34 protein-coding genes are annotated in these 21,116 nt (G+C 49.9%); 1 reads left to right on the top strand and 33 read right to left on the bottom strand.

All coding sequences use genetic code 11. The features are described 5' to 3' along the window. Positions 1 to 8: 8 nt before the first annotated feature. The 27 genes from ABLU50_RS24705 to ABLU50_RS24575 all read right to left on the bottom strand — a co-directional run bounded on the left by ABLU50_RS24705 (position 9) and on the right by ABLU50_RS24575 (position 15,398). Complete coding sequence (locus tag ABLU50_RS24705; protein ID WP_087832149.1) at positions 9 to 479, bottom strand: hypothetical protein; 471 nt, start codon at positions 477 to 479, stop codon at positions 9 to 11. After that, complete coding sequence (locus ABLU50_RS24700) at positions 479 to 2,902, bottom strand: phage tail tape measure protein (RefSeq protein WP_087832148.1); 2,424 nt, start codon at positions 2,900 to 2,902, stop codon at positions 479 to 481. The genes ABLU50_RS24705 and ABLU50_RS24700 overlap by 1 nt, the downstream gene beginning before the upstream one ends. Before the next feature lie 61 nt (positions 2,903 to 2,963). Next, positions 2,964 to 3,335: a hypothetical protein gene (locus tag ABLU50_RS24695; RefSeq protein ID WP_254912350.1), complete on the bottom strand. Its 372-nt coding sequence runs from the start codon at positions 3,333 to 3,335 to the stop codon at positions 2,964 to 2,966. Between the two features lie 56 nt (positions 3,336 to 3,391). Next, positions 3,392 to 3,655, bottom strand: coding sequence for a hypothetical protein (locus ABLU50_RS24690; RefSeq protein ID WP_032717793.1), 264 nt, complete (start codon positions 3,653 to 3,655; stop codon positions 3,392 to 3,394). Between the two features lie 32 nt (positions 3,656 to 3,687). Then, positions 3,688 to 4,041, bottom strand: a complete 354-nt coding sequence (locus ABLU50_RS24685) for a phage tail assembly chaperone family protein, TAC (RefSeq protein WP_001177591.1) — start codon at positions 4,039 to 4,041, stop codon at positions 3,688 to 3,690. A gap of 43 nt (positions 4,042 to 4,084) precedes the next feature. Then, entirely contained in the window at positions 4,085 to 4,576 is a 492-nt protein-coding gene (locus ABLU50_RS24680) for a phage tail tube protein (RefSeq protein WP_004104226.1), read from the bottom strand. A gap of 56 nt (positions 4,577 to 4,632) precedes the next feature. Next, the gene (locus ABLU50_RS24675) at positions 4,633 to 4,998 is read right to left on the bottom strand and encodes a DUF3168 domain-containing protein (RefSeq protein ID WP_086076158.1); all 366 of its coding nucleotides are present in this window, start codon (positions 4,996 to 4,998) and stop codon (positions 4,633 to 4,635) included. Then, positions 4,995 to 5,534 carry an HK97-gp10 family putative phage morphogenesis protein gene (locus tag ABLU50_RS24670; protein ID WP_040174775.1) on the bottom strand — a complete coding sequence of 180 codons (540 nt, stop codon included), beginning with the start codon at positions 5,532 to 5,534 and terminating at the stop codon, positions 4,995 to 4,997. Before ABLU50_RS24670 ends, ABLU50_RS24675 begins: the two co-directional genes overlap by 4 nt. Then, positions 5,527 to 5,859 carry a phage head closure protein gene (locus ABLU50_RS24665; RefSeq protein WP_065810198.1) on the bottom strand — a complete coding sequence of 111 codons (333 nt, stop codon included), beginning with the start codon at positions 5,857 to 5,859 and terminating at the stop codon, positions 5,527 to 5,529. Before ABLU50_RS24665 ends, ABLU50_RS24670 begins: the two co-directional genes overlap by 8 nt. A gap of 1 nt (position 5,860) precedes the next feature. After that, positions 5,861 to 6,058: a hypothetical protein gene (locus tag ABLU50_RS24660; RefSeq protein ID WP_071068277.1), complete on the bottom strand. Its 198-nt coding sequence runs from the start codon at positions 6,056 to 6,058 to the stop codon at positions 5,861 to 5,863. Positions 6,059 to 6,127: 69 nt separating this feature from the next. Next, on the bottom strand, positions 6,128 to 6,448 hold the full coding sequence (locus ABLU50_RS24655) for a head-tail connector protein (RefSeq protein ID WP_040186339.1): 321 nt from the start codon (positions 6,446 to 6,448) through the stop codon (positions 6,128 to 6,130). After that, positions 6,445 to 6,648 (bottom strand): hypothetical protein, encoded by a 204-nt coding sequence (locus ABLU50_RS24650; RefSeq protein WP_176391507.1) that lies wholly within the window; start codon positions 6,646 to 6,648, stop codon positions 6,445 to 6,447. The genes ABLU50_RS24655 and ABLU50_RS24650 overlap by 4 nt, the downstream gene beginning before the upstream one ends. A 38-nt stretch (positions 6,649 to 6,686) precedes the next feature. Beyond that, the gene (locus ABLU50_RS24645) at positions 6,687 to 7,895 is read right to left on the bottom strand and encodes a phage major capsid protein (protein WP_071068275.1); all 1,209 of its coding nucleotides are present in this window, start codon (positions 7,893 to 7,895) and stop codon (positions 6,687 to 6,689) included. 14 nt (positions 7,896 to 7,909) lie between these two features. Next, the gene (locus ABLU50_RS24640) at positions 7,910 to 8,563 is read right to left on the bottom strand and encodes an HK97 family phage prohead protease (RefSeq protein ID WP_004884313.1); all 654 of its coding nucleotides are present in this window, start codon (positions 8,561 to 8,563) and stop codon (positions 7,910 to 7,912) included. Next, positions 8,550 to 9,779 (bottom strand): phage portal protein, encoded by a 1,230-nt coding sequence (locus ABLU50_RS24635; RefSeq protein ID WP_087832146.1) that lies wholly within the window; start codon positions 9,777 to 9,779, stop codon positions 8,550 to 8,552. Before ABLU50_RS24635 ends, ABLU50_RS24640 begins: the two co-directional genes overlap by 14 nt. Further along, entirely contained in the window at positions 9,779 to 9,964 is a 186-nt protein-coding gene (locus ABLU50_RS24630; RefSeq protein WP_032408651.1) for a hypothetical protein, read from the bottom strand. The genes ABLU50_RS24635 and ABLU50_RS24630 overlap by 1 nt, the downstream gene beginning before the upstream one ends. A 10-nt stretch (positions 9,965 to 9,974) precedes the next feature. Then, positions 9,975 to 11,732, bottom strand: a complete 1,758-nt coding sequence (locus tag ABLU50_RS24625; RefSeq protein ID WP_048335121.1) for a terminase TerL endonuclease subunit — start codon at positions 11,730 to 11,732, stop codon at positions 9,975 to 9,977. Beyond that, on the bottom strand, positions 11,732 to 12,229 hold the full coding sequence (locus ABLU50_RS24620; RefSeq protein WP_032750791.1) for a phage terminase small subunit P27 family: 498 nt from the start codon (positions 12,227 to 12,229) through the stop codon (positions 11,732 to 11,734). Before ABLU50_RS24620 ends, ABLU50_RS24625 begins: the two co-directional genes overlap by 1 nt. A gap of 158 nt (positions 12,230 to 12,387) precedes the next feature. After that, positions 12,388 to 12,738, bottom strand: coding sequence for an HNH endonuclease signature motif containing protein (locus ABLU50_RS24615; protein WP_074446783.1), 351 nt, complete (start codon positions 12,736 to 12,738; stop codon positions 12,388 to 12,390). Further along, the gene (locus tag ABLU50_RS24610; protein WP_032439285.1) at positions 12,726 to 12,959 is read right to left on the bottom strand and encodes a hypothetical protein; all 234 of its coding nucleotides are present in this window, start codon (positions 12,957 to 12,959) and stop codon (positions 12,726 to 12,728) included. Before ABLU50_RS24610 ends, ABLU50_RS24615 begins: the two co-directional genes overlap by 13 nt. Before the next feature lie 170 nt (positions 12,960 to 13,129). Continuing rightward, positions 13,130 to 13,396 carry a hypothetical protein gene (locus ABLU50_RS24605; protein ID WP_046659662.1) on the bottom strand — a complete coding sequence of 89 codons (267 nt, stop codon included), beginning with the start codon at positions 13,394 to 13,396 and terminating at the stop codon, positions 13,130 to 13,132. Further along, on the bottom strand, positions 13,393 to 13,701 hold the full coding sequence (locus tag ABLU50_RS24600) for a hypothetical protein (RefSeq protein ID WP_024623185.1): 309 nt from the start codon (positions 13,699 to 13,701) through the stop codon (positions 13,393 to 13,395). The genes ABLU50_RS24605 and ABLU50_RS24600 overlap by 4 nt, the downstream gene beginning before the upstream one ends. Positions 13,702 to 13,798: 97 nt before the next feature. Beyond that, entirely contained in the window at positions 13,799 to 13,996 is a 198-nt protein-coding gene (locus ABLU50_RS24595; protein ID WP_046659665.1) for a hypothetical protein, read from the bottom strand. Further along, positions 13,947 to 14,222, bottom strand: coding sequence for a hypothetical protein (locus ABLU50_RS24590; RefSeq protein WP_064164635.1), 276 nt, complete (start codon positions 14,220 to 14,222; stop codon positions 13,947 to 13,949). Before ABLU50_RS24590 ends, ABLU50_RS24595 begins: the two co-directional genes overlap by 50 nt. A 2-nt stretch (positions 14,223 to 14,224) precedes the next feature. Next, positions 14,225 to 14,566 carry a hypothetical protein gene (locus ABLU50_RS24585; protein WP_064164637.1) on the bottom strand — a complete coding sequence of 114 codons (342 nt, stop codon included), beginning with the start codon at positions 14,564 to 14,566 and terminating at the stop codon, positions 14,225 to 14,227. Beyond that, positions 14,563 to 15,102 (bottom strand): putative peptidoglycan-binding domain-containing protein, encoded by a 540-nt coding sequence (locus ABLU50_RS24580; protein ID WP_087832145.1) that lies wholly within the window; start codon positions 15,100 to 15,102, stop codon positions 14,563 to 14,565. Before ABLU50_RS24580 ends, ABLU50_RS24585 begins: the two co-directional genes overlap by 4 nt. Beyond that, on the bottom strand, positions 15,099 to 15,398 hold the full coding sequence (locus ABLU50_RS24575; protein WP_123235734.1) for a phage holin family protein: 300 nt from the start codon (positions 15,396 to 15,398) through the stop codon (positions 15,099 to 15,101). The genes ABLU50_RS24580 and ABLU50_RS24575 overlap by 4 nt, the downstream gene beginning before the upstream one ends. Before the next feature lie 975 nt (positions 15,399 to 16,373). Between ABLU50_RS24575 and ABLU50_RS24570 the strand changes: the two genes are divergently transcribed. Then, complete coding sequence (locus ABLU50_RS24570) at positions 16,374 to 17,384, top strand: hypothetical protein (protein ID WP_023284967.1); 1,011 nt, start codon at positions 16,374 to 16,376, stop codon at positions 17,382 to 17,384. Positions 17,385 to 17,396: 12 nt separating this feature from the next. Here ABLU50_RS24570 and ABLU50_RS24565 read toward each other — a convergent pair whose 3' ends face one another. Genes ABLU50_RS24565 through ABLU50_RS24540 form a run of 6 tightly spaced genes read right to left on the bottom strand, consistent with a single transcriptional unit; the run spans position 17,397 to position 21,062 of the window. Beyond that, the gene (locus ABLU50_RS24565; protein WP_023284966.1) at positions 17,397 to 17,774 is read right to left on the bottom strand and encodes an antiterminator Q family protein; all 378 of its coding nucleotides are present in this window, start codon (positions 17,772 to 17,774) and stop codon (positions 17,397 to 17,399) included. Between the two features lie 18 nt (positions 17,775 to 17,792). Further along, positions 17,793 to 18,773 carry a DUF968 domain-containing protein gene (locus ABLU50_RS24560; RefSeq protein WP_324176365.1) on the bottom strand — a complete coding sequence of 327 codons (981 nt, stop codon included), beginning with the start codon at positions 18,771 to 18,773 and terminating at the stop codon, positions 17,793 to 17,795. A gap of 12 nt (positions 18,774 to 18,785) precedes the next feature. Continuing rightward, positions 18,786 to 19,163, bottom strand: coding sequence for a RusA family crossover junction endodeoxyribonuclease (locus tag ABLU50_RS24555; protein WP_348864947.1), 378 nt, complete (start codon positions 19,161 to 19,163; stop codon positions 18,786 to 18,788). Positions 19,164 to 19,172: 9 nt separating this feature from the next. Further along, complete coding sequence (locus ABLU50_RS24550) at positions 19,173 to 19,982, bottom strand: Dam family site-specific DNA-(adenine-N6)-methyltransferase (protein WP_064081157.1); 810 nt, start codon at positions 19,980 to 19,982, stop codon at positions 19,173 to 19,175. Continuing rightward, positions 19,979 to 20,893, bottom strand: coding sequence for a conserved phage C-terminal domain-containing protein (locus tag ABLU50_RS24545; protein WP_087638371.1), 915 nt, complete (start codon positions 20,891 to 20,893; stop codon positions 19,979 to 19,981). Before ABLU50_RS24545 ends, ABLU50_RS24550 begins: the two co-directional genes overlap by 4 nt. Further along, positions 20,850 to 21,062 carry a DUF4222 domain-containing protein gene (locus tag ABLU50_RS24540; RefSeq protein WP_071557781.1) on the bottom strand — a complete coding sequence of 71 codons (213 nt, stop codon included), beginning with the start codon at positions 21,060 to 21,062 and terminating at the stop codon, positions 20,850 to 20,852. Before ABLU50_RS24540 ends, ABLU50_RS24545 begins: the two co-directional genes overlap by 44 nt. Positions 21,063 to 21,116 lie beyond the last annotated feature (54 nt).

Raw genomic sequence — 21,116 nt, 5'->3', positions numbered from 1 at the left:
GGTTTTAATCAAGCCTTTGGCCACTCCCTGTTAACTGCAAGATCAAGAATATCGCTGTTCACAATGATGTCAGGGAACTCGGCCCAGCCAGGCGGAAGGATTGGACGCTCCCATAATTCCAGCGTTGCACTATATCGCCAGTATTTACCGCCCTCTGGTGTCGGTCCCTCGTATATATCGACAAACCTACAGACATAATCTTGCGCACCTAAAGGGGTAAGCAGCGGCATGTTGAACCAGTCAGCCCCATCGGTAATGATGTCGCGGTACCAGGCTTCGAAAAGCTGTGCCTGACCATCAGTAAAGATCCATGAAACTGGCGTTTGAGTAGGAACCGAAGTATAAGCTCGCCTTTGTCGCCGCCTGCCGGTAACCATCGCTGTACTTTTTAGCGGAGAAGTCGCTTTAAGACCAAAGTTCTCCTTCAATGGGCAAGGGAGATAATCCTTCGGGTAATTGAGATTAGTTGAAATTGCCATCAGCTAATTTTCCTCCCCGAGGTAGTTTTCCCCATCAGAGCTCTATGTAAATCACCCTGCCCGGTAGCAATAGACTGAACCGCTTTTTGATACCCCATCTGAGCCCCATCGGATGCAGCTTTCTTCATCATGGCGATTTGAGCATCAGAGGGATCGCCGTTGACATAGAAACTCATACTCGGCGCATAGGTTGCCCCCCCTGTTGACTGGTTTGCTACTCGGTCCAGAGTGGCATCAAGTTTGGCGCTGGTTTTAGCAGTCGTAACGCGCTCACCTTTCTGCAGGAGCCAGGTTCCTGTTTCGGGTACAGAGTCGATACCGTCGTGAGCCTGTCCATGAAGCGCCGATCCGATAGCAGTCATGAACACGCCAGCTGCTGCAGCTGCTGCAATTGCTTGAGCCGGAGCCACCGCCGGGCCTACGTAAGGAACACCTATCCATTGCGTGAAGGCATTAAGTGCCGCCATTGCTACCTGAGCAGCGGCATATTGCAGCATTGCCGCACCTACAGACTGTATAAAGGTCGCTGCAAAATCTTGAGCGTTCAACTTTCCAGTTTCCGCCCAAGCTATAATCATGTCGGTCATGCTGCTGAATGTTTGCGCCCCAACCTGCTGCATTGTGGAGTACAAATCCATCGCAGCAGTAGCCTGCGTAGCAAAACCAGAAATTAACCCAGCACTGTAATCATTCTGTAATTCATCCTGTTGTTTATAATAATCATTTTGAATTTCTAGCCTCTTATTCAGTGCATCCTGCAAAGCTTCAGTTTCAGCGTCATAAAGACTTTTAGAAATATCTCCGGATTGGTATTGCTTTAATAAATCCTCGCGATTCCCCTCATACTCCTGCTGAATACTGTTGCGCTCTTGCATCCGGCTACGCTCTCGATCGCCAGAATAACGCCCAATAAATTCACTATCATATCCCTGCTTAATTAATTTATTCTGTCTTTCAAGGCCTGATACGTACTCAGCTACTTTCGCGTTTTCCTGATTAAGGCGTAACTCTTCCTTCTTGGAGTCTAGGAACTTAGCCGCATCTCGAAGTTGGTTTTTTTGCGCTTCTGATAATTTCTTTAGGTTACCACTTGTTATATCAAAATTTACTTTTTCAAGCTCTGTAACTTCTGCAGTTTTTTTGCCAGTAGTTTCAATGAGAGCAGCTTGTTTTTGTAAATCAAGAAGGCGGCTTTTAAAAGCATTTTCAGTTGGGTTGCTTTTTGTAGTTACCTTCTGATTTGATTCCCCTTTCCCCAGTTTGTAATCGTCACCTTTTGGTGGTTGTATTCCCATATCAGAGAGAAGAGAAGTTAACCCATTAGCTCCTTTCTCTACTTCCTCTGGGGTTAAACTGGATTTGATGGCTCGAAGGAACTGAAGGCGTTTATTTAAAAAATCTAACTCATCTTTTTGTTCTTTACTTTGATTCCCTCTTTTATTGAGGAACTCGATGCGCTGCTCAATATCTTTTTCGTCAGCTGAATCATAGTTCCCTGATACCGCACCGACCCTAGAGCGGGTGTAAGAGGCAATAGCTCCAAGCCCACCAGCAATACGACCTACAACACCGGCTAAACTGATCGCTTCTCCTACCAGGTCGGACAGGCCCTGTAGGATAGCAGGGTCAGTGAAAACATCATGGATACTATCAAGCCCGTCCTGTAGAGGTGATAAATCTACTTTTGCCAGGCCAGACGCAATTTCCATTTTTAAGCCACGGGCGCTTGTCTCTATATCCTGAAAAAATTGATTAACTTTAACTAAGTTATCAATATCTTCCTGCGGCGGAGCTACGCCAAAATCCTTTGATAACTGAAGAAACTGTTTTAGCTTTTCGTTGTTGTTGTCAAACAACGGCAGCATTTTTGACAGGTCATTCCCTAAGCTTTCAAGGATGTTGGTTTTCCCAGCCTGAGTGGGTATTTTCTGTAATGCCGAACTAATAGCCAGCAACTGTTTATCAGGGGATTGCTGGGCCAGCTTCTGAGCTGAAAGCCCGAGCGTGTCCAAAGCCTGCGCGGCCTCACCTGATTTGTTCAGGACCGCATCGCCGACTTTATCATTAATGTCTTTGAAAATATCGGCTATGTTATCGCCGGTTAAACCTGCCTGTTCAGCTGCGTATTGCCAGGATAACAAGTCCTGGGTGGACATTTTTAATGACTTAGCCCAGCGATCTGCCTCGGTCACTTGCTGCGCTGTATTTTTTACAATTGCCAGCCCAGCAGCGCCAATCCCGACGGCGGCAGTTGCCGCAGCTGCTCCAATAGCAATAATTGAGGTGCTTATTTCCTTGGCGTCTTTTTTTACCTGGTCACGCCATTTTTGGGATGCCCTTTCAGCTTTATCCATTCCTTGAACAAATCCGCCGACCTTTGCTATTAGATCAATTGTTAAAGTACCAAGGGACTTGCCAGCCATTTAATTTTCTCCGGGCAATAAAAAACCCCGCCGGAGCGAGGTTCATTTTAATTTACTAAATCTAACTTTTTCCGCACCCTCCCACCTGGAAGGAGGCCGTATAGTCAATAGCATTATTTTTATTCACCAGATAAAGGTATGACTTATTACCTACATAACCGCCATAACTGTTTTTAGCGTTAAGAGTAAAAGGAACTAACCATCCGTAATAAGTTGTAAATCCTGACTTGCACCAACCTTTGAAAGGTTCATTGAAATAATATCGTGCAGAATAAGGGTCCTTAAGGCGCGCCGACATACTATCTTTAATTATTTCCTGATAATTATCAGGTAACTTCCCATAATCGGCGCGGCTTAGCTCAGCCTTATCTGGCGCACTAACGCAGCCACCTAAAAGCATTATAGTAAAAACAACAGCTGTTTTCTTTATCATAATTCCCTCGGTATAAATATAATCATCCCAGAGAGTATATAACCAAATAAATGATATCAACGCCAACTTTTCATAGCTTCTTCCAGAGATAATGGCGCTTCGTTGATGTGCGGTGCAAAGTCACTTACCTTGAACGGCGGCGTGTTCTTTGCCTTATTGATGTTAGCCAGGACAGACGCCACCAGCGAAGCCCCCCACTCGGTACGCATCATGATATTGAGCGGTCCGTACTTCTCACGGTACTTGAGCCAAACCAGAAATTCCCTGCGACTCATCCGCTCCTGAGCCTCTGCGATGGTGCGGCCGCCGATGCCGTTCATCACCAGTTCGCACCAGAATTCATCCTCGCCGGTTAGCTCGTAGTCTTTCCCAGTTCGTTTACATCATGAATTGCAGCCAGGAGGGCCATAACGATCGGACCGTCCAGCGCCCCACGATCTGGGGTAGCAGTTCCAAGAATGTCAGCCGCGGTAAACACTGGGGCGCCGTCCTGATCGCAAATATGCGCCGCAATGCGCTCAGCAATCGGGTCCGATTTCCCGTTGTACGCCAGCAGTTCAGCTTTAGTGGTGTGGTAGCCCATCGGGCGCACATAGACGGTTGCGATATGCTCTTTCCCGTCACGGCCTTTCCACTTAATTTCTTTTTCCACGGGACGCCCGGTAAAAGCACCGGTTTCTTTTAACGTATCGAGAGTAAGTTGCATTTCAGCTCCTGAATAGAAAAGCCCGGATAACCGGGCATATTAATTACGCTGCGGCCTTCGGCACCCATACGGAAGAGCCAGACCGCTGGATCGTGGCTGAGGTCGTCACAACAGCGTTACCCTGGAAATCAAACGGGAAATCGGAAACGTAACCCTGGAAAATGAACCAGGTGCGATCCGATGGCAGTACCAGGCCATCAACAGCATCCTCAGCGCCAGAAGCGGCGGCTGTCGGGACACTGGTTCCATCTGACCAGCCAACCGCAAAAGTTAACGGCGTCTGGTCATTCGCTTCAGCGAGGCCATGCAACATAATGTGGCTGGCGTTCGTCGGATCAGCGTTAAGCCCGACGGTTGCGGCCGCAGGCGTTTTAAGCCCCTTTTTGTAGGTTCTGGAATCCCGCTCACTCAGACAGGTATCTTCAATCTGATCGGCAGGGTTGCCGCCGGGGTTGAAACTGGTGATGCATTCAACCTCGCTGACCACGCCAGACTTGAGCACAAAAAATTGCGTGCCTTGCGTTAATACAGACATGTTTTGTCTCCATAAAAGAAAAACCCGCACAAGGCGGGTCAGTTTGGGGTTGTTGGTTATCTGGGCGTTATCCAGTCAACATCGAAGGAATAGCGGTATCGCATTGTTTCAGGATCACGGCTTTGTTCACCCCATCGGGTGATATAGGCCTTGCCCTCAATTGCGTCGCGTAAAGCACGGGCAACGGCGATCACGTCGGTGTCAGTATCACCATAGACATCAACCTGCAGAGAATAATGATCTGCATCTGGCCGCTGGTTTAGATAATTTTCAGGGTTGCCACCTATGTTTTGCCAGGCTGCATAGGGGTAAACGATATTATCGTCCTGCATACCGAACGGATAAAGCCGCACGGGATTAGAACCTAACAAATCCTTGACTGCCTGGCTGGCTGCGCAAACTGCAAATATTGGAGCAATCATACCGGAGTTCCTTTTTTAGCCGCTCGACGAACAGCGCGATCGATGGACTTTTCCAGCTCCAAAGCAAAAACGTTAATCACATCGGTATCGACCCCATTCAGTGCAGGCCTAATTATTGGCCTCGCTGCAGCATGTTCTGTGCCGAATTCAAGGAATCGCCAGTACCAGGTATCCCCGCCGGGATTACCTTTATCTCCGGCAGTGTTAAAACTTTTACCCGCCCTGCCTTTTCGGACGTTGGCCTTTGTATTGGCGTATTGCCTGGCTCCGCCCATCACCCCGACACGAAACGTTGGATCGCCGGTTCTGCGAAATGCCTTGCTGCTGAAACTGACCACAATGTTTTTGTAGATAGCCTCTTTGGTGAGAGGGTCATCAACCCTCGCGGCATTATTGCGCGCTCTGTCCCTGATGACGTTTGCCGCTTTACGCAGCGCTGCACGACCAGATTTATCGCGAGTGACCTGTGAGACGGCATCCAGCTTCCCCAGGACGGAATCGAGGCCAGTCAGGTTTACTTCTACGCCATCAGCCATCGTTAGCCCCCTCTGAACATGGCAGTGTCAGGTATTCCCTGCCACTCCGGGGGTCAGGTAAAACGCCCTCAATGTTGTAGATGCGGCCACGAAACAGGATCCGATGTTTGCGGGTGACGCCTTCACGGTAACGAATCGTTATCCGGGTGCTAACCTCGCCCTGAGAGGCCTGGGCGGCGATAAACTCACGTGCGGATAAAGGAGCGACTTCGGCCCAAAGGGTTGCGACATCGCGCCAGGTATTAATCACGGCTCCCGTTGTCGGGTTCTGTTCTTTTACCGGCTCCTGCAGGGTGATCCTGTGACGCAATTTTCCGGCCTGCATATCATCCCCTGGGTTTCCCGCTCAGATAGGTTTGCTGGGCTGGTGCCTCATCGAGATCGCCGGCAAGCGACTGGATAATCACATCGGACAGGGCGACGTTAGACTCAGCCAGGCGGTTTATCGCTTCCGTCTGCTCTCGCTGTGCTGCTGTTTGTTCTCTCAGCGCTGCTATCAGCGCGTTTACCAGTTGCTCGTTCATAGGCTATTTTCGTCCACTTTTTTAACCATTCACGCCGACGGCGGCACCCTTCACAGGCCATTTGCAACCTCAAGTCCCAGGAATTTTTCGATGCTGTTTCAGAATTGCATCAACACCGAACGGAATAGAGTTAACGCTGTCGCTACTAACAGGCTCCCGGTTTTCATACCAGTGCGAAACCAGCAGCATCAGGGCCAGTTTGATATCGTCCTCGATTACCAACCCGTCAGGGTCGTCGTCTGGAACAGCGTTATCATAAAGACGGCAATTTGTGATTTTTTCAGCGTGCTTCAAAGAGGCATTGAGGTAGAGAGTTAACATCACATCCTCTGTATCGTCATCGCTATCGATACGGCACTGGTAACGAAGCTCATTTACAGAGGGCTTCATTTGCTTTCACCCCGCTTATTACCGACTTTAGGCTTAACAGATGTTTCAGTTTCCAGTTGTTCAGTGCCGTCAAGAATCCCCATTTGAGCAGCAACCTCAAGAGCGCGCTCAGGAAGTGATCCAGCCTCATATTCACCGGCGGGAATGCTTATGATCTGAATGCCATCAGGTGACCATTTCAGGTCTTTTTTCAGCAGCATAATGACCTCCATAAGAATGGGGCCGAAGCCCCATCAGATTATGCGCCAGCACCGATCTGCAGCAGTTTGATGGCCTGAGAATCGGCCAGCATTCCGCCGGTACGTTTGGTGGTGTAGAAACCAACGAATGGTTTGTTGGTGTACGGGTCGCGGAGGATGCGGGTACCAATGCGATCAACGATGGTATAGCCACGTTTAAAGTTACCGAACGCAATGGCTTTCGCATCTGCTGCGATATCAGGCATTTGCTCATTCTCAGCAACACCATAACCTGCCAGAGAGGAGGGTTGGCCCAGCTCAAGGCCCGGACGCCAGAGATAGTTACCCTCAGAGTCCTTCAGGATTCGAACGGTAAACAAGCTGTTGTTGTTCATCATGAACTTAGCACCGTTGCGGTGTACCTTGCGCAGGGTGTAGACCAGTTTGATAATCGCATCGGCAGTCACACCAGCCGCCGCACCGGAAAGAATGTGCTGCAGCGTGCCAAAGGCACGGGTTTTATCGTCCTCCAGAGTGGAGGCGTAGGCCAGGAAGCCTTTCGGTTTTTTCGTACCGTTGCCGCTGGTAAAAGCGATTTCTTCCTGTTCGGAGAACTCAACCGCCAGTTCGCTGTTGATCCAGTCCTCTACATTGAAGAAGGCATCATCCAGCATCGTTTGTGTTGCCTGAGGGTTTCCGTAGATTTCACCCATGAACGGTTCAATCTGACCGAGTTTAGACGCATCAGTAGCCGGACGGGGATCGGTTTCACCGACCCAGCCGGAAGCGGTGCCGCCAAGGTTAACCAGCTTTTTATAGTTGGCACCGCCAACTGTGATAGTTGTGGCCTCCTGGCGCATCACTACTTCATCTTTCAGAAGATTAAGAATGGTGCGGTCCAGCTCTTCCGGGACAGCATATCCGCCGTCTTCATCCACGCCAACCTGCAGGGCTTTACGCTCCAGATCACGCAATCCGTCATCCTTCCCCTTGCGCATAAAGTCGATGAAAGCGGTTTTGTGCTCGGTTGCGGCCTTGCTTTGAGTGCCACCAGCTGGACGTTTAACCTGTTTAAGCTCATCCTCCAGCGCGGTTTTAAGCTGATCCAGCTCGGTCAGCTTGCCGTTAAGTGTTTCAACTTCTCCGGCCAGCTTGCCTTTTTCAGCTTCGATAGCGTCAATGCGCTTATCATTTTTCGCTTTAAAATCATCGAATTTTTGCTGCAAATCCTGCGCGACCTGCTCAACGTCTTTAATTTCGACTGCCATAATTCAACTCCTGATTAAAATTTGATGTTTTTCAGTGCATCCAGTGCGGCATCCACACCATCAGCGTCACGCTGAGAGAGGTTGCCATAGCCCCCGGCCATGAATGCTTTGGCCTGGGTGCGGGAGAGCCCAACATCGCGCAGGACCCGTTCAATACTTTTCTGGGATGGTGTTTCGCCACGGGCAAACGCGCTTTTAACATCGCTGACCCGCGCCTCGTCATTCGACGGAAACGTTACGGGGCTGACCTCCCAAAGGTCGATTTCCTTGAGGAGAAACACGCCTTTCTCACGGTCGTATTCCCAGTCTTTGAGCATGTAACCAATAGAAAGGCCGGTTAAAGAACCGGCCTTCATGTGGGCATGCGCTCGCTTTGAAAGAGGATCATCATCAATGAGTAACCGGCCTTTGACATATAAGCCGACGTCATCCTCTTTCATTTCGGTATAAACACCGATAGGTTCATCCATCTGATGCTGCCAGAGCATAGCTGGCAGCGCGTTTTTCTCCCGCCATGACTGAAGCGATTTACTGAAAGCGCCGGGAACAACTACATCGTCGTAACTGTCCTTAACGCCAAACACAGAGCCATAGCCTTCAAATTCCCCGCTGTCGCTGACAGACTTTAGCTTCAGCGGAATATCCAGCCGCTGTTTAGTCATCGGCATCATGTTGTTCCTCGGTTGTTTTGCTCTTATTGCTGTCAGACGGCTTGGTCGTCATATTCATCGGCGTCAGATAAACGTCCCCGCCAGAGCGTGGGTTCATATCTTCCAGTTCACGGCAGTCATTTGGTGAGTAAATACCCCAGTTAATACCAGTTGAATACGATTCAAATCTTGATTTCATATCCCCACGCAGCAAAGCGCCTGCATTAAATTTTGCATAGTAGGTGCCCTGTTTCGACTCTTTCACCAAACCTACGTTAATTCGCTGTTCGATGCGGGTCATATATGGGACGAGGGAATAATTGATAAACCCAATGCCAAGGTTTTCGATATTACTGAAGGTAGCGCGATCGGTATTCTGCACCATATGCATCGGAACCCTGAATAGTCGGCAAATTTCCTCCAGCTGGAATTTTCTGGTTTCAAGAAACTGACTGTCTTCGGCATTGAGCGCCATCGACTTCCAGTCAAGGCCCATTTCGAGAATCATTGGACGATGCGCATTGCTGAGCCCGAGGTGGCGATCCTCAAAATCCTTCTTCAACCTGTCATAAGCTGCATCAGTCAGCGTTTGCTCAGTACGAAGGACTCCGGAAGTGACAGCGCCGTTTGAGAACAATCGGGCGCCGTGTTCTTCAGTCGCCATACCCAGGGAAATGGCTTCCCTTGCGTATGCGATTGGGTTCAGGCCCACCAGCCCGTCAAATGTCAGCGTCCTGACGTGCCAGATATCATCCTGCCCCAGCACATCCGTCGAACCATCAGGAAAAGTGACCTGATACACTGGTTGCCATTGGCTGTTTAGCTTCGGGTCTACACAACCGGGATCAATAGGCAGGAGTTCAACCACTTCCCCTAGGGCTTTAACCTTATAAGCGTAAAAATTACCGCGCAGGCAAAGACAGACAATGACCAACTCCCAGAACTCCTGAGGGGTCATATAGTCGTTTGGCTTCATCGTCAGTAATTTGTGCAGCCTTTCAGATGTCGCTTTTTGCTTACTGTTGCCAGTGACCTTGTACAGGTTGCAGGGAAGCATTCCCATTGACTCAGCCAGCACCCTTATGCAACCAAACACCGCTGTGAGACGCATCGCTTTCTGGCTGCTGACGCGCTTTCCAGTGTAGGTGTCGTAAGTCATTCCTACGGCTTCCGCTAACTCTGCAGATGTGGTCACCGGAGTATTAGATTTTTGAAACAATCCGGGAAAGAACATCAATCACCGCCTTCGTTTTGAACATTACGTGGCGCGGACAAATATTTCGATACAGCCCATGACCAGAACAGACACAGAACACCAGCAGTAATAAATCCTGCGGGCGGGAATACCAGCCATGCGCCATATGAAAACAAAGCAGCACCGATCACCCCGATCAGCGGGGCAAGAATCATCAGGATCATAAGTGCCTCTTTAAAGTGAACGGACGCCGTAACTTTCCAGGTGATCAGAAAGGCTTGCCTCAGGTTCCCCGCCATTAACCAGCATTCGACTCATTGCGGTAAATAGCGCAGCGGGACCATCAATTTTGGCTTCAGGCGTGGATTTGTTAGGGAAAATGTTGTCGTTTTTATCCGGCTTAACCGTGACGTTTGACATCATCCAGTTCATTACCGGGTGATTGCTGTGATGAAAACGCCCCCCGTAGACCAGCGATTCAACCTCTTTCATGGATTCAGAAAAGTTTCTGACGGTTTGAGGGACCTCCACCAGCGGTATGCCTTCTTCTGCCAGCGCCAGGCTGAACTGCGTTGCGCTCCACGGGTCGAATCCAGTTTCTTTCAGGTTCTCGCCGTTAATCCATTCCAGAAAATCCGCTTTAATCTGGGCATGATCGATAACGTCACCATCGGTAAGCTCAAGTTTTCCTAGCTCGGCCCATTTCCGATACATCTGCGCCATCTGCGCAGAACATTTTTCCAGCCGTCCTTCAGGTAGCCAGAATTTAAAGTCAGCATGGGCGTGTCCGTTATCAGCACGCCAGAGCTTTACAGCTGCGCAAATATCAATTTTATGAGCCAGGTCAACGCCAGCCCACATGGGGTAGGTTTTAAGCTCATGCCGGGGAGCTATATACTCGCATTTCTCCCATTTCATCATGTCCATCCAGGCAGACTCAGCCGTTACCCAGATATTCATGTGTTTAGTGAAAAAGTTAACCCTTGCGGAAACCTGCTCTTTCGCTTTCTTAGCCAGGCGTCGAAGGTCATCCCAGCGCTTACAGATACCCAGTCCGGGATTTGCCTTCTGCCATACCGTTTCATCAAACGGATCATCATCATTATCGAGGGTAAAGATAATGGCAAAATAGGTGTCATCCTTTACCGCACCTTCTACGTCACTGTTGTAGCCACGTAATACTTTGATGGCGTAATCACGCTGTTCGTAACAAATACCCTCCTTGTTGAAACCGGCTGTGGTGATGCCAAACAGCAAAGATTGCAGGCGTGCCCCCGTTGCAGTCTCCAGAACGTCCCACACATCACGCGTTTTATGCGCATGCAGTTCGTCGATAATGGCGCAATGAATATTCAGGCCGTCAAGGTTGTTTGCATCAGAGGATAGCGGTTCAAATTTGGAGGCTGTTTGCTCCTGATAAATTGCCAGTTTATTAAACTCAAACAACTTCCCGAGCGTTGGCTTTGCCTTTTTGACCATGTTTTTTGCATCTTCAAACACGATCCGCGCCTGGTCTCTCGTCGTTGCTGCGGAATAGACCTCTGCACCACCCTCGCTATCAGCGCCCGTCATATACAGGCCAACGCCTGAAGACAAGGTTGATTTGGCGTTTTTACGCGCCACTTCGTTATAGGCTGTCCGGAAGCGGCGAACCATTACCGGCCTTCCGCTGCCATCATTACGAAGCACTATTTCGCCTGTTTCTTCATTCACCAGCGGAATAACAAAACCGAAGATGTTTATCAGAATGAAAATATGCCAGTCCATTAATTCAATCGGCTGACCAGCAAGAGCGCCTTTAACGTGAGGCACAAACTTGTAAAAATTAAGAATATGCTGCGCACGCGGTTCGCTGAAGTAAACGCCACGTTCCTCGCCGAATTTCAGATCATCAAGGAAGCGCTGGCAAGCGAGGCGAACAAATTCGCAGGCAATGATATTCCCCGCCACGACGCGCTCAGCGTAGCGTATGCCATCTGCAACTTTAGCCATTAGTCTCTCGAATTAAGGAATTTGCTGATCAGGTCATCGTCAGGTGTCGTTTCTCTGTTGACTTTCGACCGGCTTGAAGGGGTCATGCCGAACTCGCCCAACATTGCACGCATACGTTTCCAAGCATCCGCTTTCATCATTGCCGCCGGGTGCGGCTTAATCATTCTGATTTCACGTTCTTTCCCTTCATCAGGATCATCCTCGCTGTAAACCGCGTAGGTATATCCCTCACGATCAAGGGTTTCACAGTGATGGCGGTATTCTGTATAGGCTTCAACGAGCAATTCCAGCGCCCGAGCGTCAAGCTGGGACATAACGCCGATAGCGTCCAGTTCCTCAGCCATCCTCTTAAACCAGTACTTCCCCTGCTTGTCGAAATGCTTCGGTGTTGGGGGTACCCCTTTGGGTGGCTCTGGTTCGTTTTTGTTGATCGCTCGCTTAGATGGGTTACCCCTCACCAAACGTAGATGTGTCGGGGTTTTCGGCGGTCCAGACATAATCGAAAACTCCTATTAATCATCGGATGGGGGACCCCAAAAAAAAGTTTCTAACCTGCGGCGGTGTGAAAAAAGGCTAGGCGGCGGTCCTTTGGGCCTTTGCCGTCAGGGATTTGACCCCGCCCCCCGCCCTGCCTCGCCTCAAATGAGAATCGATATCATTTGATGCGTTCGCGCCCGGTTTTCGTTCGATGGCAGGGCCAGCACAAGCTTTCGAGGTTCGAATCGTCATCGGTACCCCCATGAGCCTTGGCCTTGATGTGGTCAACCGTCTTTGCTGCGACAGCTCGCCCGCTGCGAAGGCAGTTCTGGCATAAATGGTTGTCGCGTTTCAGGATACGTGCACGCCTGATATCCCACTGACTACCGTAGCCACGCTCGTGCCGACTCTTTCCCTGTTGATACTGCTGCCATCCCTCATTGCGATGCTTCTCGCAATATCCTGAGCGGTCAGTGGTGGTGCCAGGGCATCCACGCTTGCGGCAAGCGCGGGGTATCAGCGCGGGCATCGCTCGATTCTCACATGACTAAAAAGGGTCTCGCGCTTAACCTCGCCATTCTCGGCAGTGAGGTCACCCTGGCTATCAAGCACTGCGGCAATCACTTCGCCTTTATCGCTATCAGCTGTGAAGACATGCTTAACTTCTACGCCATAAAGAAAGACAGCGTATTGCTCCATTCCAGGATTTACCTTCCTTCCAGGATCATCATCCAGAGCGGTTATTCTCATATGCATTTTCCTTTTAGACGTGGGCCTGTCGCACGGCAGAGCCGCCGAAAGTTAACGGTTTGCCCAAGCTCACAGCTGAAAGACTTTCTTTGATGTGCGCGAGCGATGCGCATAAAAAAGCCCCGCGATTGCAGGGCTGTATCTCATAAACTGAAAGTAAATGGATGAAACTATTTTTTTATGTTTTCGAAAGTGGCTTCTACCATTTTCTTTCCAAACTCACCCATATCTTTATACATAACCTTTAAAAAGTTAATTGTGTTTGACGCTGCACCTTCCAATTTCCATTTACATGCAATAAAATTACAATTAATTAAATTAAAAGGCTGCAATCCTTTATATACAATTTCGCAATTTTCAAAAACGCACTTTTCGAAATGGTTGCCATCCAGTTCGACGACAGTATTATTAAAAGTGCTTGAAATAAATTTATTCATGTTAATTCAAAGCCTTGCGTTGCATCAGTATCCTTGACATCATTACCGATCATTTTACCATTGGCCTGCATGAATCCTTTATCGTTGCTATAATCGCTTGGAGCATAAAGTGCAACATGATTAAAATTCAGCGTCAAAAAAAACACTATTACAAGCCCTGCCGGGAAAAACATTAAAAACCAAAGATATGTACTTTGTTGGGAATCATTAAGAAAAGGTAATACGAGGTTTGCAGAGACCTCTACTATCCCCGCAAAAATACCGATAATCGTTAACGGGTTTTTTATGTGGTTTATCGCGGACAACGCAGAACCCTCCTGAAATCATTTAGGGGGATTATATCAGCAACTAAATCAAAGAGCATCATCATAGGCAATAATTGAATGCCAGTTGTCATGCTTATCATTTTGGAATGGTGACGGCTGTTGGTTTCTGGCAGTTCGCTTGCCAAGCTTTGTTATGCGCCAGGATGTCGCGCTTGGTCTGCTTATCCAGCACGTCGATGTCGTGGTCGGTCAGGTAGATGATCCGCACCCAGCTGCAGGCCGTATCAACGACTACCGGGGCGGGTAAACTTTTCGCGCAGCTCCCGATCAACATCGTCATCAGGCATATGGCTAACGGTTTGCTGTACATCGCTTGCCTCCTTCGTGACTTCTGCCTTACGTTCTGCTGCGGCGACGGTGGCGGCGGCTTTCTCTTCGGTATGCTGCTGCTCGGCTTTGGCTTCTGCCTTGCTTGTTCCGCGTGCATGGCCGATGCCGAACGCACCAGCGATAGCACCCAGGATGACAACCACAAGCCCCGCGATAATTTCAAAGCTCATTGCTACGGCTCCTTCAGTTTGTCGGCCTTATCTTTCAATGCTGGCTGGCGCACGTATTGCGATAGCACGGCCAGCACCACCAGCGCAGGGCTAATCAACGCAACGATGTTTGGCGGCAGGATGTTTTTGATATCCGGCGGCAGCACCGCCCAGGCGTGCAGCGCAGCATCCGGGAACGACTGAGCCCACATGCCAATCAGCGCGCCGATAGTGCCCAGCTTTACAGACCACGTTTTCAGCAGCAGGCTGGCATGGCCTACGAACTCCAGCCGGGTATATTTGCGCAGAAGTAACAGAACGAGCACAGCCACCAGCACGAGCAAAGCGAAAATGATCATCTTCACAGGACACGCTCCTTAACCCAGCCATAGAGAAAATCCTCGTTGGCTTCACGGCCCTCCGCCAGTTCGAGATATCTGGCACCCTGGCTGCAGTTCAGCGCACGCAACAGAACCTGTTCACCCTCTTTCCCGCGGGCGGAAAGATATCCCTTAAGCGCGGTGATGGTTCGGGGGCCAATGGCTCCATCCGGGATAAGATCGGGATAAAGCTTCCCGCGCATGTTCAGAGCAGTGAGCCAGCGCTGGAAAAACTTACTGGCGACGCTGGGACCCATGTTCACGCCAGTGTCGCAAAGCTCATCCGCCAGTAACGTAGACAAACTCGCTACCTGGTCGAACCGGGGGCCGGTCCAGTAATCGCTCAGCAGAATTTGCTTTGCTGTTTCCCTGGGCAGGTTTCTCATATCACCGATGTAACCATGTGCTCGAGCTGTGGTCTGCGTGATGCCCCAGCGGGTCGGCCCGCCTTTATCCGACGGATGATCGACATAACCACCCTCTTTGCCGAGGATCCCCTCGATAGTCTGTTCTGCTGTCATTGTGCTTTCACTCCGGTGATTCGTTCCCAGAAATACGTGAGCGCTACGGAACCCATAGCACCACTGATACCGGCAGTGGCCAGTATCATGTAAATACTCAGGCCACCTTCAATGCTGATGAGCCCACCAATAACCCCGGTAAAAGCCGAAACCACAATCTGCGCAAAAGCATTTATCCAGCTCCATTTTGCTTTGCCCTGCTTCACATCCATCAGGAATCGGACAAGGCCGCCCCAACCAGCAATGATCAGCAGAGCCAGCCAGGTGAGTCCGGCCATGCTTTCTTTGTCTTGCATATGCTTTGCCATAGGTTCACCTCCGGGTTAACGGGGTGCTGTGTGTTTGAAAAGGGTCAGGCCCATCGGGCTGATTTAACAACGAGCCGTATCGATGATGGTTCCCGTGAGCCTGAAATGAAAAAGGCCACGCAATAGCGCAGCCCTTAAATGTTTTGGTTAGTTGAAATGTCTTAATCAGGCAAAAAAAAAGCCCGCTCTAACGGGCGGGCAGAAAGGTAGATAGTTCTGATTCTGTACCGGATCGAGACGCACCTAATAGTCCGAGCTACCGATTTACCAGGAGAGAGCTCGTTTTCCGCTACTACCTTTTAAACATAGCTGGAGATGCCGAAACGGCAACCCCACTACCAAATAGCTTAGTAGCATTGCATTATGGTGCCGGGTGCCTCCCGGTGAGCATGTCCCAGTCGACATGGCCCGCGCTGCATTTACAGATCACTGTAAGTGACTGGTCGCCCCTCCGCATAGGGGGATTCACCATACGAATAGATTAACAACATGTTAATTTTCTGGTCAATAAGATGTAAGCAAATGATGACATGCAATTTTCTTATTACTGAGCTAAACCAGCAATCTGGTTCATGGCTCTGCGCGGAGGGCTTTAACGTGTCGTGCAGCACGTCTCTACCCAAGAGCCCTGACCGGAGTGCAAATAAAAAAGCCTCGGCTAGTACCGAGGCTTAGGTATTGTGGTTGTCGCTTTACGACGATGTGACAGGGGTACTGATGCAATGCATCTCACGAATACCCCTGCCGTATCGCCGGAAAGCAAAAAACCCCGCTTGGTGGCAGGGTTTCGATGATTAAGCAGTGTGCCTAAGTGACCATTCTTAACACAGTAAACGAGAAAATGCGGACCGCGTTAGTGATTTTTGACGGGTTTTGTTTTATTTTTCCTACGCACAGCAAAATAAGAAGGCAGTTCTTGCCTAACTACTTAGTTATCGCAGGGCTTAGAATGAGGGACTATCTTTGGATGATATCCAGTATGATGTAGCGTCTGAACAACAAGCTTTTGAATTACTAGAGCGTTACCTGAGCGGAGAAGGCATACCTGAAAAAATTAGTTTCAATGGATGGCCTAGCCTAACTATCAGGCTAACAGGTGATAAATTCAACAAATCACTTACCCCCTCTGTGATGAAGGGTTTTGTTGAGATGCAATCGCAAATCAACAAATCTTACGCACTAGCAAAGTACGGCACTCCAGATGTTCGCAGGCTGACAAAAGAAGAGCTTGATGCCCTAGAAATTGAAGTTACAGTAGAGCAAGGGTCGTCACTTGTTGAGATAAACATTGATGGGTTCCTGAGCAAACTTACGCATGAACTGGTAGGAAAAATGAACGCCACAGAGATCGTATTTACAGTTCTCGGTGCTGCCGTCATATGGGGCGGGGTAACCGTCTTTAAACGCTTTTTAGATAACCGTAAAGATACTCGCCTCGCTGAGATCGCTAAAGAAGGCGACAAGGAGCACCTGCGTGCAATGCAGGTTATGACCCAAGAAGAAACGAAGCGCCTTCAGATAATCTCTGAAATGGTTGCCCAAAAACCTCTTCTGGACAACATGGATCGTATGTCTTATGACGCAAAGACAACCATGGTCAAGTCTTTCGTACGTTCTGACACTGCAGAAATTGACGGCGTAACTATCGATTCAGAGACTGCAAAAGAGTTGGTTACAAACGCCCGCCGCCGTTCGGTAGAAATCAGGATAGACGGTGTATACCGGATTGAGGAAGTCAATAACACTGATCCTGAAAGCTTTAAGGTTAAGGTTCGCAGAGTTGATTCTGACCAAAGGCTAACCTGCGTTGTACAGGATATTTTCCTTGATGAGTCAGGAAACAAAGAAGCCCTACAGCGCGCTGAGTGGGAACGAAAACCTGTGCATTTGAGCATTAACGCAAAACACGTAGACGGTGATATTAAATCCGCTGTGATTTTGTATGTTAAAGACGTAGAAGATAAGCCCGAGTAATCGGGCTTGGCTTCAAGATTTCACTTCAATATCCATATCCAAACGCAAATCTAGCATCGCTAAACATCCATCAACAAAGCCCTCGGCCATCTGTATCTCAATGCGAATCACTTTTTCGTCTTTTTTTAGAGACTTAGCTAACTTACGCTTTGATATACCGAATAGATAATGGGCTACAAGCAAACTGTGCTCGTAGGGCTTCTTACCGCGGAGCTTTGCCATACAGCCTTCGATGATAAGTGCATCATCGTCGGTACAACATAGCCGTGTTTTGCCAGTTTGAGGGAGTAGTCCTTTGAACCCTGCAGCGATATGCGAATAATCAACACCACTACTATCCATTGCAGCCCAAGCACCCCACCGTTCCAGTATCAAAGAAATATCACGCATTAACTCATCTCCACTAAATTAAGCCAGCACGCCAATTGCCAGCGAACGATCCAGAAATCGAAACAGCAGCTCCAGCTGTGAGCCGTGTTTCTCCTCAAATGCCACGGTGTCGGCGTGCAACTCGTCGTGATGCGCTCTGCAAAGCGGCAACACAAACAGGTCATGCGCTTTTGTTCCCATTCCACCTTGTCCGTGGCCTATCAGGTGATGGGGATCATCTGCTTGTTTGTTACAGCAGACACACGACTGAGACTTAACCCAGCGCGTCCAGCTCTCGTTTACCCAGCGGCGGCGCTTTGGGCGCAGCATGAATGATTCCGGCGTTTCAGGATCTACGCGAAGACCGAGAATTTTTTTCTGCACCACTTCGCTCGCCGCTGGCTCCGGCACAATATCGCTCTCCTTCATCACTGGTTGATGCTTTATTTCCGGCAATCGCAGGGCTTTCCGGGCCAGCGATTCAGGAATGACGTGCGCCAGATTGTTTATTACCAGCCACCAGCACAACTCGGGGATCGTCAGTTGATGGTCTTCGTTGAACCCCAGCTGTGAGCGGATGACCGTTATCAGCCAGGATACCAGGTTCTCACGCGCAATGCCTGCCAGCGTCTCTGTGTACTGATCACGCAGCAGGTTATCGCAGGCCCAGCAAAGGCGGATGCTGCCAGGCTCATGCCGTAACAGCGTAAAATTTTCGCTGTGCCACGAGCCGTGCGGATACTGGCATTCAAACCGCCGCTCCAGCTCGGCTTCCAGCGAGCTGATACCACCCGCGCGCAGAATGACGTCTTTGTTTTCGAATACTGGTTTCAAAACCGGGTCTTCTGCCAGTGGCTGCGTGGCGGGAGGGATAGCGCCGGTTGCGTAGTCACTGTATTTTTCCGGTGCAGGCTCAATCAGTACCCGCCCTCTCCTGAACATCGGCATGAGATCAGCGCCTGGGCGAAGAAGAACAACGCCCATACGGGGGGCAATCTCAGGGGTTAGTAGTGCTCTCATATCATCTCCACGTCAGGCAGTTGCACGAAAACGACGGATGGTGATTTCTACTTTCCCTTTCTTCACGATGTTCCCCCACTCCACCAGCATGCGCTTAACCTGACTGTCGTCTTCCCAGACGCCTGTTAGAGTCAGGGCATCGAACAGCGCTTTGTTGTAGTTATCGATATCCCGACGGCGCTGATCCGGCGGATACAACACTATGTGAACCTCAGCCAGATCAGAGGATGGCCGGGGAACGGCCCGCAGTTGCTCAATAATCGACGCTCTCGCTGCCTGCTGGAACTTGCGCCCTGTCTCGCTTACCAGATGCCTGCCTTTCAGCGGTCCCTTGCTCGGGGCGCGCCAGTAACTATTTACGCTCGGTGGAAATGGTAAAGTCAGTTTCATTTAGCCCCCTTAAAGGATCGCTACAACGTCTTTTGCGACTTCCCGCGTACTGCTTTTGCAGGAGATCGAACGGCGCGCTTTGATGAATTGCAGGTTAAAACCATGCTCCCGGTACAGGTCGAGAACCTTCGGTGCAGATGAGTTAGAAATCACTACCCGAGCCCCACGGTGAAAGGCAGATACACATTGCTTCGCCAGGTCTACCTGGTTCTCCCAGCTAAAACCACCAGCAGCATAGGCGGTGAATCCGGTTGTTCCCGGCATCGGTTCGTAAGGCGGATCGCAGTAAACCACATCCCCTTTCCCGGCCAGGCTGATTGTCCGACGGTAATCAGCGGTCATGAAGACGCAGTTATGCGCCATAGCCGCGAAGGCTTTCATCTCATCCATCGGGTAATACGGCGCCTTGTAGCCTCCCCAGCCCACATTGAACTTGTTCGCCTGGTTGTAGCGCATCAGGCCATTGAAGCAATGCCGGTTGAGATACAGGAATGCAGCTGCGCGTTCAGTAGCATCCAGCGTCTGAGCGTTGAACTCGGAACGGATCAGCTCATAGCCATCTGGTGACCGCATGTGCTCAAACATCCAGCGGGCCTTTAATTCCACTTCATCCGGCACCACCGCTAACATCTGATACAGATTAATCAGGTCCGGGTTAACGTCCGCCAGCAGGTAATCTGCGTGCTTATCGCTGTTCAGGAATACCGCCCCACCACCAACGAATGGCTCTATCAGGCGTTTCCCTGCCGGGATATGCACGAACAGGTCAGCCAGCTGGGTATACTTTCCACCAGCCCATTTCAGAAATGGCTTGCTCATGAACGGAACCCCGCTGGCACTGAATAATCCACGTCGGAATAACTGGACTTGAACGCCGTGTCTTGTTTAACCCACTTTCCGCCAGTCCAGGCTGGGCGCCCGGCTGCTTCCCATTTTTTGGCCTTGTCGAAATACTCGACGCAGTTCTCGGGAGCAAACAGCGTTTTGGGCCGCAGGTAGTCGCTCATCTTCGGATCCTGAGCCCATTTCTCGTTCAGGTAGTCAACCACCAGCATCAGGTCTTCAGGGCTGTAATCTTCGGCCAGCCGTCCCCGGATATAACCCAGCGTCGTTTTGGTTCGTCCCCCCTTGCCATAGGTCGAATTAGTTACTCGATTAAAATGATCCAGAACGAGTGCAGCCGGATCGGTATGGTCTGGTTGCAGCGCAACCGGACAAGAGTCTTTACCTGTAATCTCTGTAGTACTCTCTGTTGTATTCTCTGTAAGATCATCGTGCCAATTTGACCTGATGACAGCGGTTCGTTTTGACCTAGTGGAGCGTTTCACCTTGACCTCTTCCATCGTGTCATTTTGAACTGATGGAACGGCGCATTTTGACTTCTTCGATTTGATCACTTTGACCTCATCTAAAAGCTCGCTCTCGTAGTTGATCGTGTAGTAGTTCGTCATGTCACGCTGCGACTTGTTAAGCTGCTCAACTTTAAGCACGCCCAGGTTCTTCAGCCGGGTGAAGGTGCGCTTCAGAGTGGACTCAGACCAGAACGGGAATTGTTCCAGCCATTGCTCTGTTGTGTTGTAGATCCAGCGTACGCCGTCACGCTCCAGCCCTGAGTTAGTTTCCTGCAGCCAGTAATTAACCTGCTGCAGCGCAATGGCTTCATTCAGGCCAATGCTGTACGCAAGGTCAGGATTGATGACTATCGGCCTTGATGGCATTAACAGGCTCATAAGACCCCTCTATTTCCCTGAATTTTCGTTTGAACTGTTCAAGTGGGCTGAAACACTCGTGCTGATACCCTTCGCGCAGGTATATAACGCGCTGTGTTTGGGGCTCCCAGCGTATGACCCTGACCGGGACGCCGTAGTGATCTCTGAACCATCGGTTAAGTTCTCGCAGTAAGCGTCGTCTCAGCACCGTCTGGCAGATCCTGATATTCCTGAGAGGATAGTG

Origin of the sequence: Klebsiella sp. GG_Kp173, from assembly GCF_040062415.1 — a bacterium.
GTDB classification, from domain to species: domain Bacteria; phylum Pseudomonadota; class Gammaproteobacteria; order Enterobacterales; family Enterobacteriaceae; genus Klebsiella; species Klebsiella quasipneumoniae.
This window is presented reverse-complemented; position numbering and strand designations above follow the sequence as displayed.

Coding starts and splice junctions, on each gene's coding strand:
- ABLU50_RS24670 (WP_040174775.1), bottom strand. CDS start 5,534: ATGGCTGATGGCGTAGAAGTAAACCTGACTGGCCTCGATTCCGTCCTG.
- ABLU50_RS24590 (WP_064164635.1), bottom strand. CDS start 14,222: ATGAGCTTTGAAATTATCGCGGGGCTTGTGGTTGTCATCCTGGGTGCT.
- ABLU50_RS24565 (WP_023284966.1), bottom strand. CDS start 17,774: ATGCGTGATATTTCTTTGATACTGGAACGGTGGGGTGCTTGGGCTGCA.
- ABLU50_RS24625 (WP_048335121.1), bottom strand. CDS start 11,732: ATGGCTAAAGTTGCAGATGGCATACGCTACGCTGAGCGCGTCGTGGCG.
- ABLU50_RS24635 (WP_087832146.1), bottom strand. CDS start 9,779: ATGTTCTTTCCCGGATTGTTTCAAAAATCTAATACTCCGGTGACCACA.
- ABLU50_RS24660 (WP_071068277.1), bottom strand. CDS start 6,058: ATGAACGAGCAACTGGTAAACGCGCTGATAGCAGCGCTGAGAGAACAA.
- ABLU50_RS24680 (WP_004104226.1), bottom strand. CDS start 4,576: ATGTCTGTATTAACGCAAGGCACGCAATTTTTTGTGCTCAAGTCTGGC.
- ABLU50_RS24690 (WP_032717793.1), bottom strand. CDS start 3,655: ATGAACGGCATCGGCGGCCGCACCATCGCAGAGGCTCAGGAGCGGATG.
- ABLU50_RS24620 (WP_032750791.1), bottom strand. CDS start 12,229: ATGTCTGGACCGCCGAAAACCCCGACACATCTACGTTTGGTGAGGGGT.
- ABLU50_RS24675 (WP_086076158.1), bottom strand. CDS start 4,998: ATGATTGCTCCAATATTTGCAGTTTGCGCAGCCAGCCAGGCAGTCAAG.
- ABLU50_RS24615 (WP_074446783.1), bottom strand. CDS start 12,738: ATGCCCGCGCTGATACCCCGCGCTTGCCGCAAGCGTGGATGCCCTGGC.
- ABLU50_RS24555 (WP_348864947.1), bottom strand. CDS start 19,163: ATGAAACTGACTTTACCATTTCCACCGAGCGTAAATAGTTACTGGCGC.
- ABLU50_RS24595 (WP_046659665.1), bottom strand. CDS start 13,996: ATGTTGATCGGGAGCTGCGCGAAAAGTTTACCCGCCCCGGTAGTCGTT.
- ABLU50_RS24650 (WP_176391507.1), bottom strand. CDS start 6,648: ATGCTGCTGAAAAAAGACCTGAAATGGTCACCTGATGGCATTCAGATC.
- ABLU50_RS24640 (WP_004884313.1), bottom strand. CDS start 8,563: ATGCCGATGACTAAACAGCGGCTGGATATTCCGCTGAAGCTAAAGTCT.
- ABLU50_RS24655 (WP_040186339.1), bottom strand. CDS start 6,448: ATGAAGCCCTCTGTAAATGAGCTTCGTTACCAGTGCCGTATCGATAGC.
- ABLU50_RS24685 (WP_001177591.1), bottom strand. CDS start 4,041: ATGCAACTTACTCTCGATACGTTAAAAGAAACCGGTGCTTTTACCGGG.
- ABLU50_RS24560 (WP_324176365.1), bottom strand. CDS start 18,773: ATGAGAGCACTACTAACCCCTGAGATTGCCCCCCGTATGGGCGTTGTT.
- ABLU50_RS24695 (WP_254912350.1), bottom strand. CDS start 3,335: ATGATAAAGAAAACAGCTGTTGTTTTTACTATAATGCTTTTAGGTGGC.
- ABLU50_RS24580 (WP_087832145.1), bottom strand. CDS start 15,102: ATGACAGCAGAACAGACTATCGAGGGGATCCTCGGCAAAGAGGGTGGT.
- ABLU50_RS24610 (WP_032439285.1), bottom strand. CDS start 12,959: ATGAGAATAACCGCTCTGGATGATGATCCTGGAAGGAAGGTAAATCCT.
- ABLU50_RS24630 (WP_032408651.1), bottom strand. CDS start 9,964: ATGATCCTGATGATTCTTGCCCCGCTGATCGGGGTGATCGGTGCTGCT.
- ABLU50_RS24605 (WP_046659662.1), bottom strand. CDS start 13,396: ATGAATAAATTTATTTCAAGCACTTTTAATAATACTGTCGTCGAACTG.
- ABLU50_RS24705 (WP_087832149.1), bottom strand. CDS start 479: ATGGCAATTTCAACTAATCTCAATTACCCGAAGGATTATCTCCCTTGC.
- ABLU50_RS24665 (WP_065810198.1), bottom strand. CDS start 5,859: ATGCAGGCCGGAAAATTGCGTCACAGGATCACCCTGCAGGAGCCGGTA.
- ABLU50_RS24545 (WP_087638371.1), bottom strand. CDS start 20,893: ATGAGCCTGTTAATGCCATCAAGGCCGATAGTCATCAATCCTGACCTT.
- ABLU50_RS24575 (WP_123235734.1), bottom strand. CDS start 15,398: ATGCAAGACAAAGAAAGCATGGCCGGACTCACCTGGCTGGCTCTGCTG.
- ABLU50_RS24645 (WP_071068275.1), bottom strand. CDS start 7,895: ATGGCAGTCGAAATTAAAGACGTTGAGCAGGTCGCGCAGGATTTGCAG.
- ABLU50_RS24700 (WP_087832148.1), bottom strand. CDS start 2,902: ATGGCTGGCAAGTCCCTTGGTACTTTAACAATTGATCTAATAGCAAAG.
- ABLU50_RS24550 (WP_064081157.1), bottom strand. CDS start 19,982: ATGAGCAAGCCATTTCTGAAATGGGCTGGTGGAAAGTATACCCAGCTG.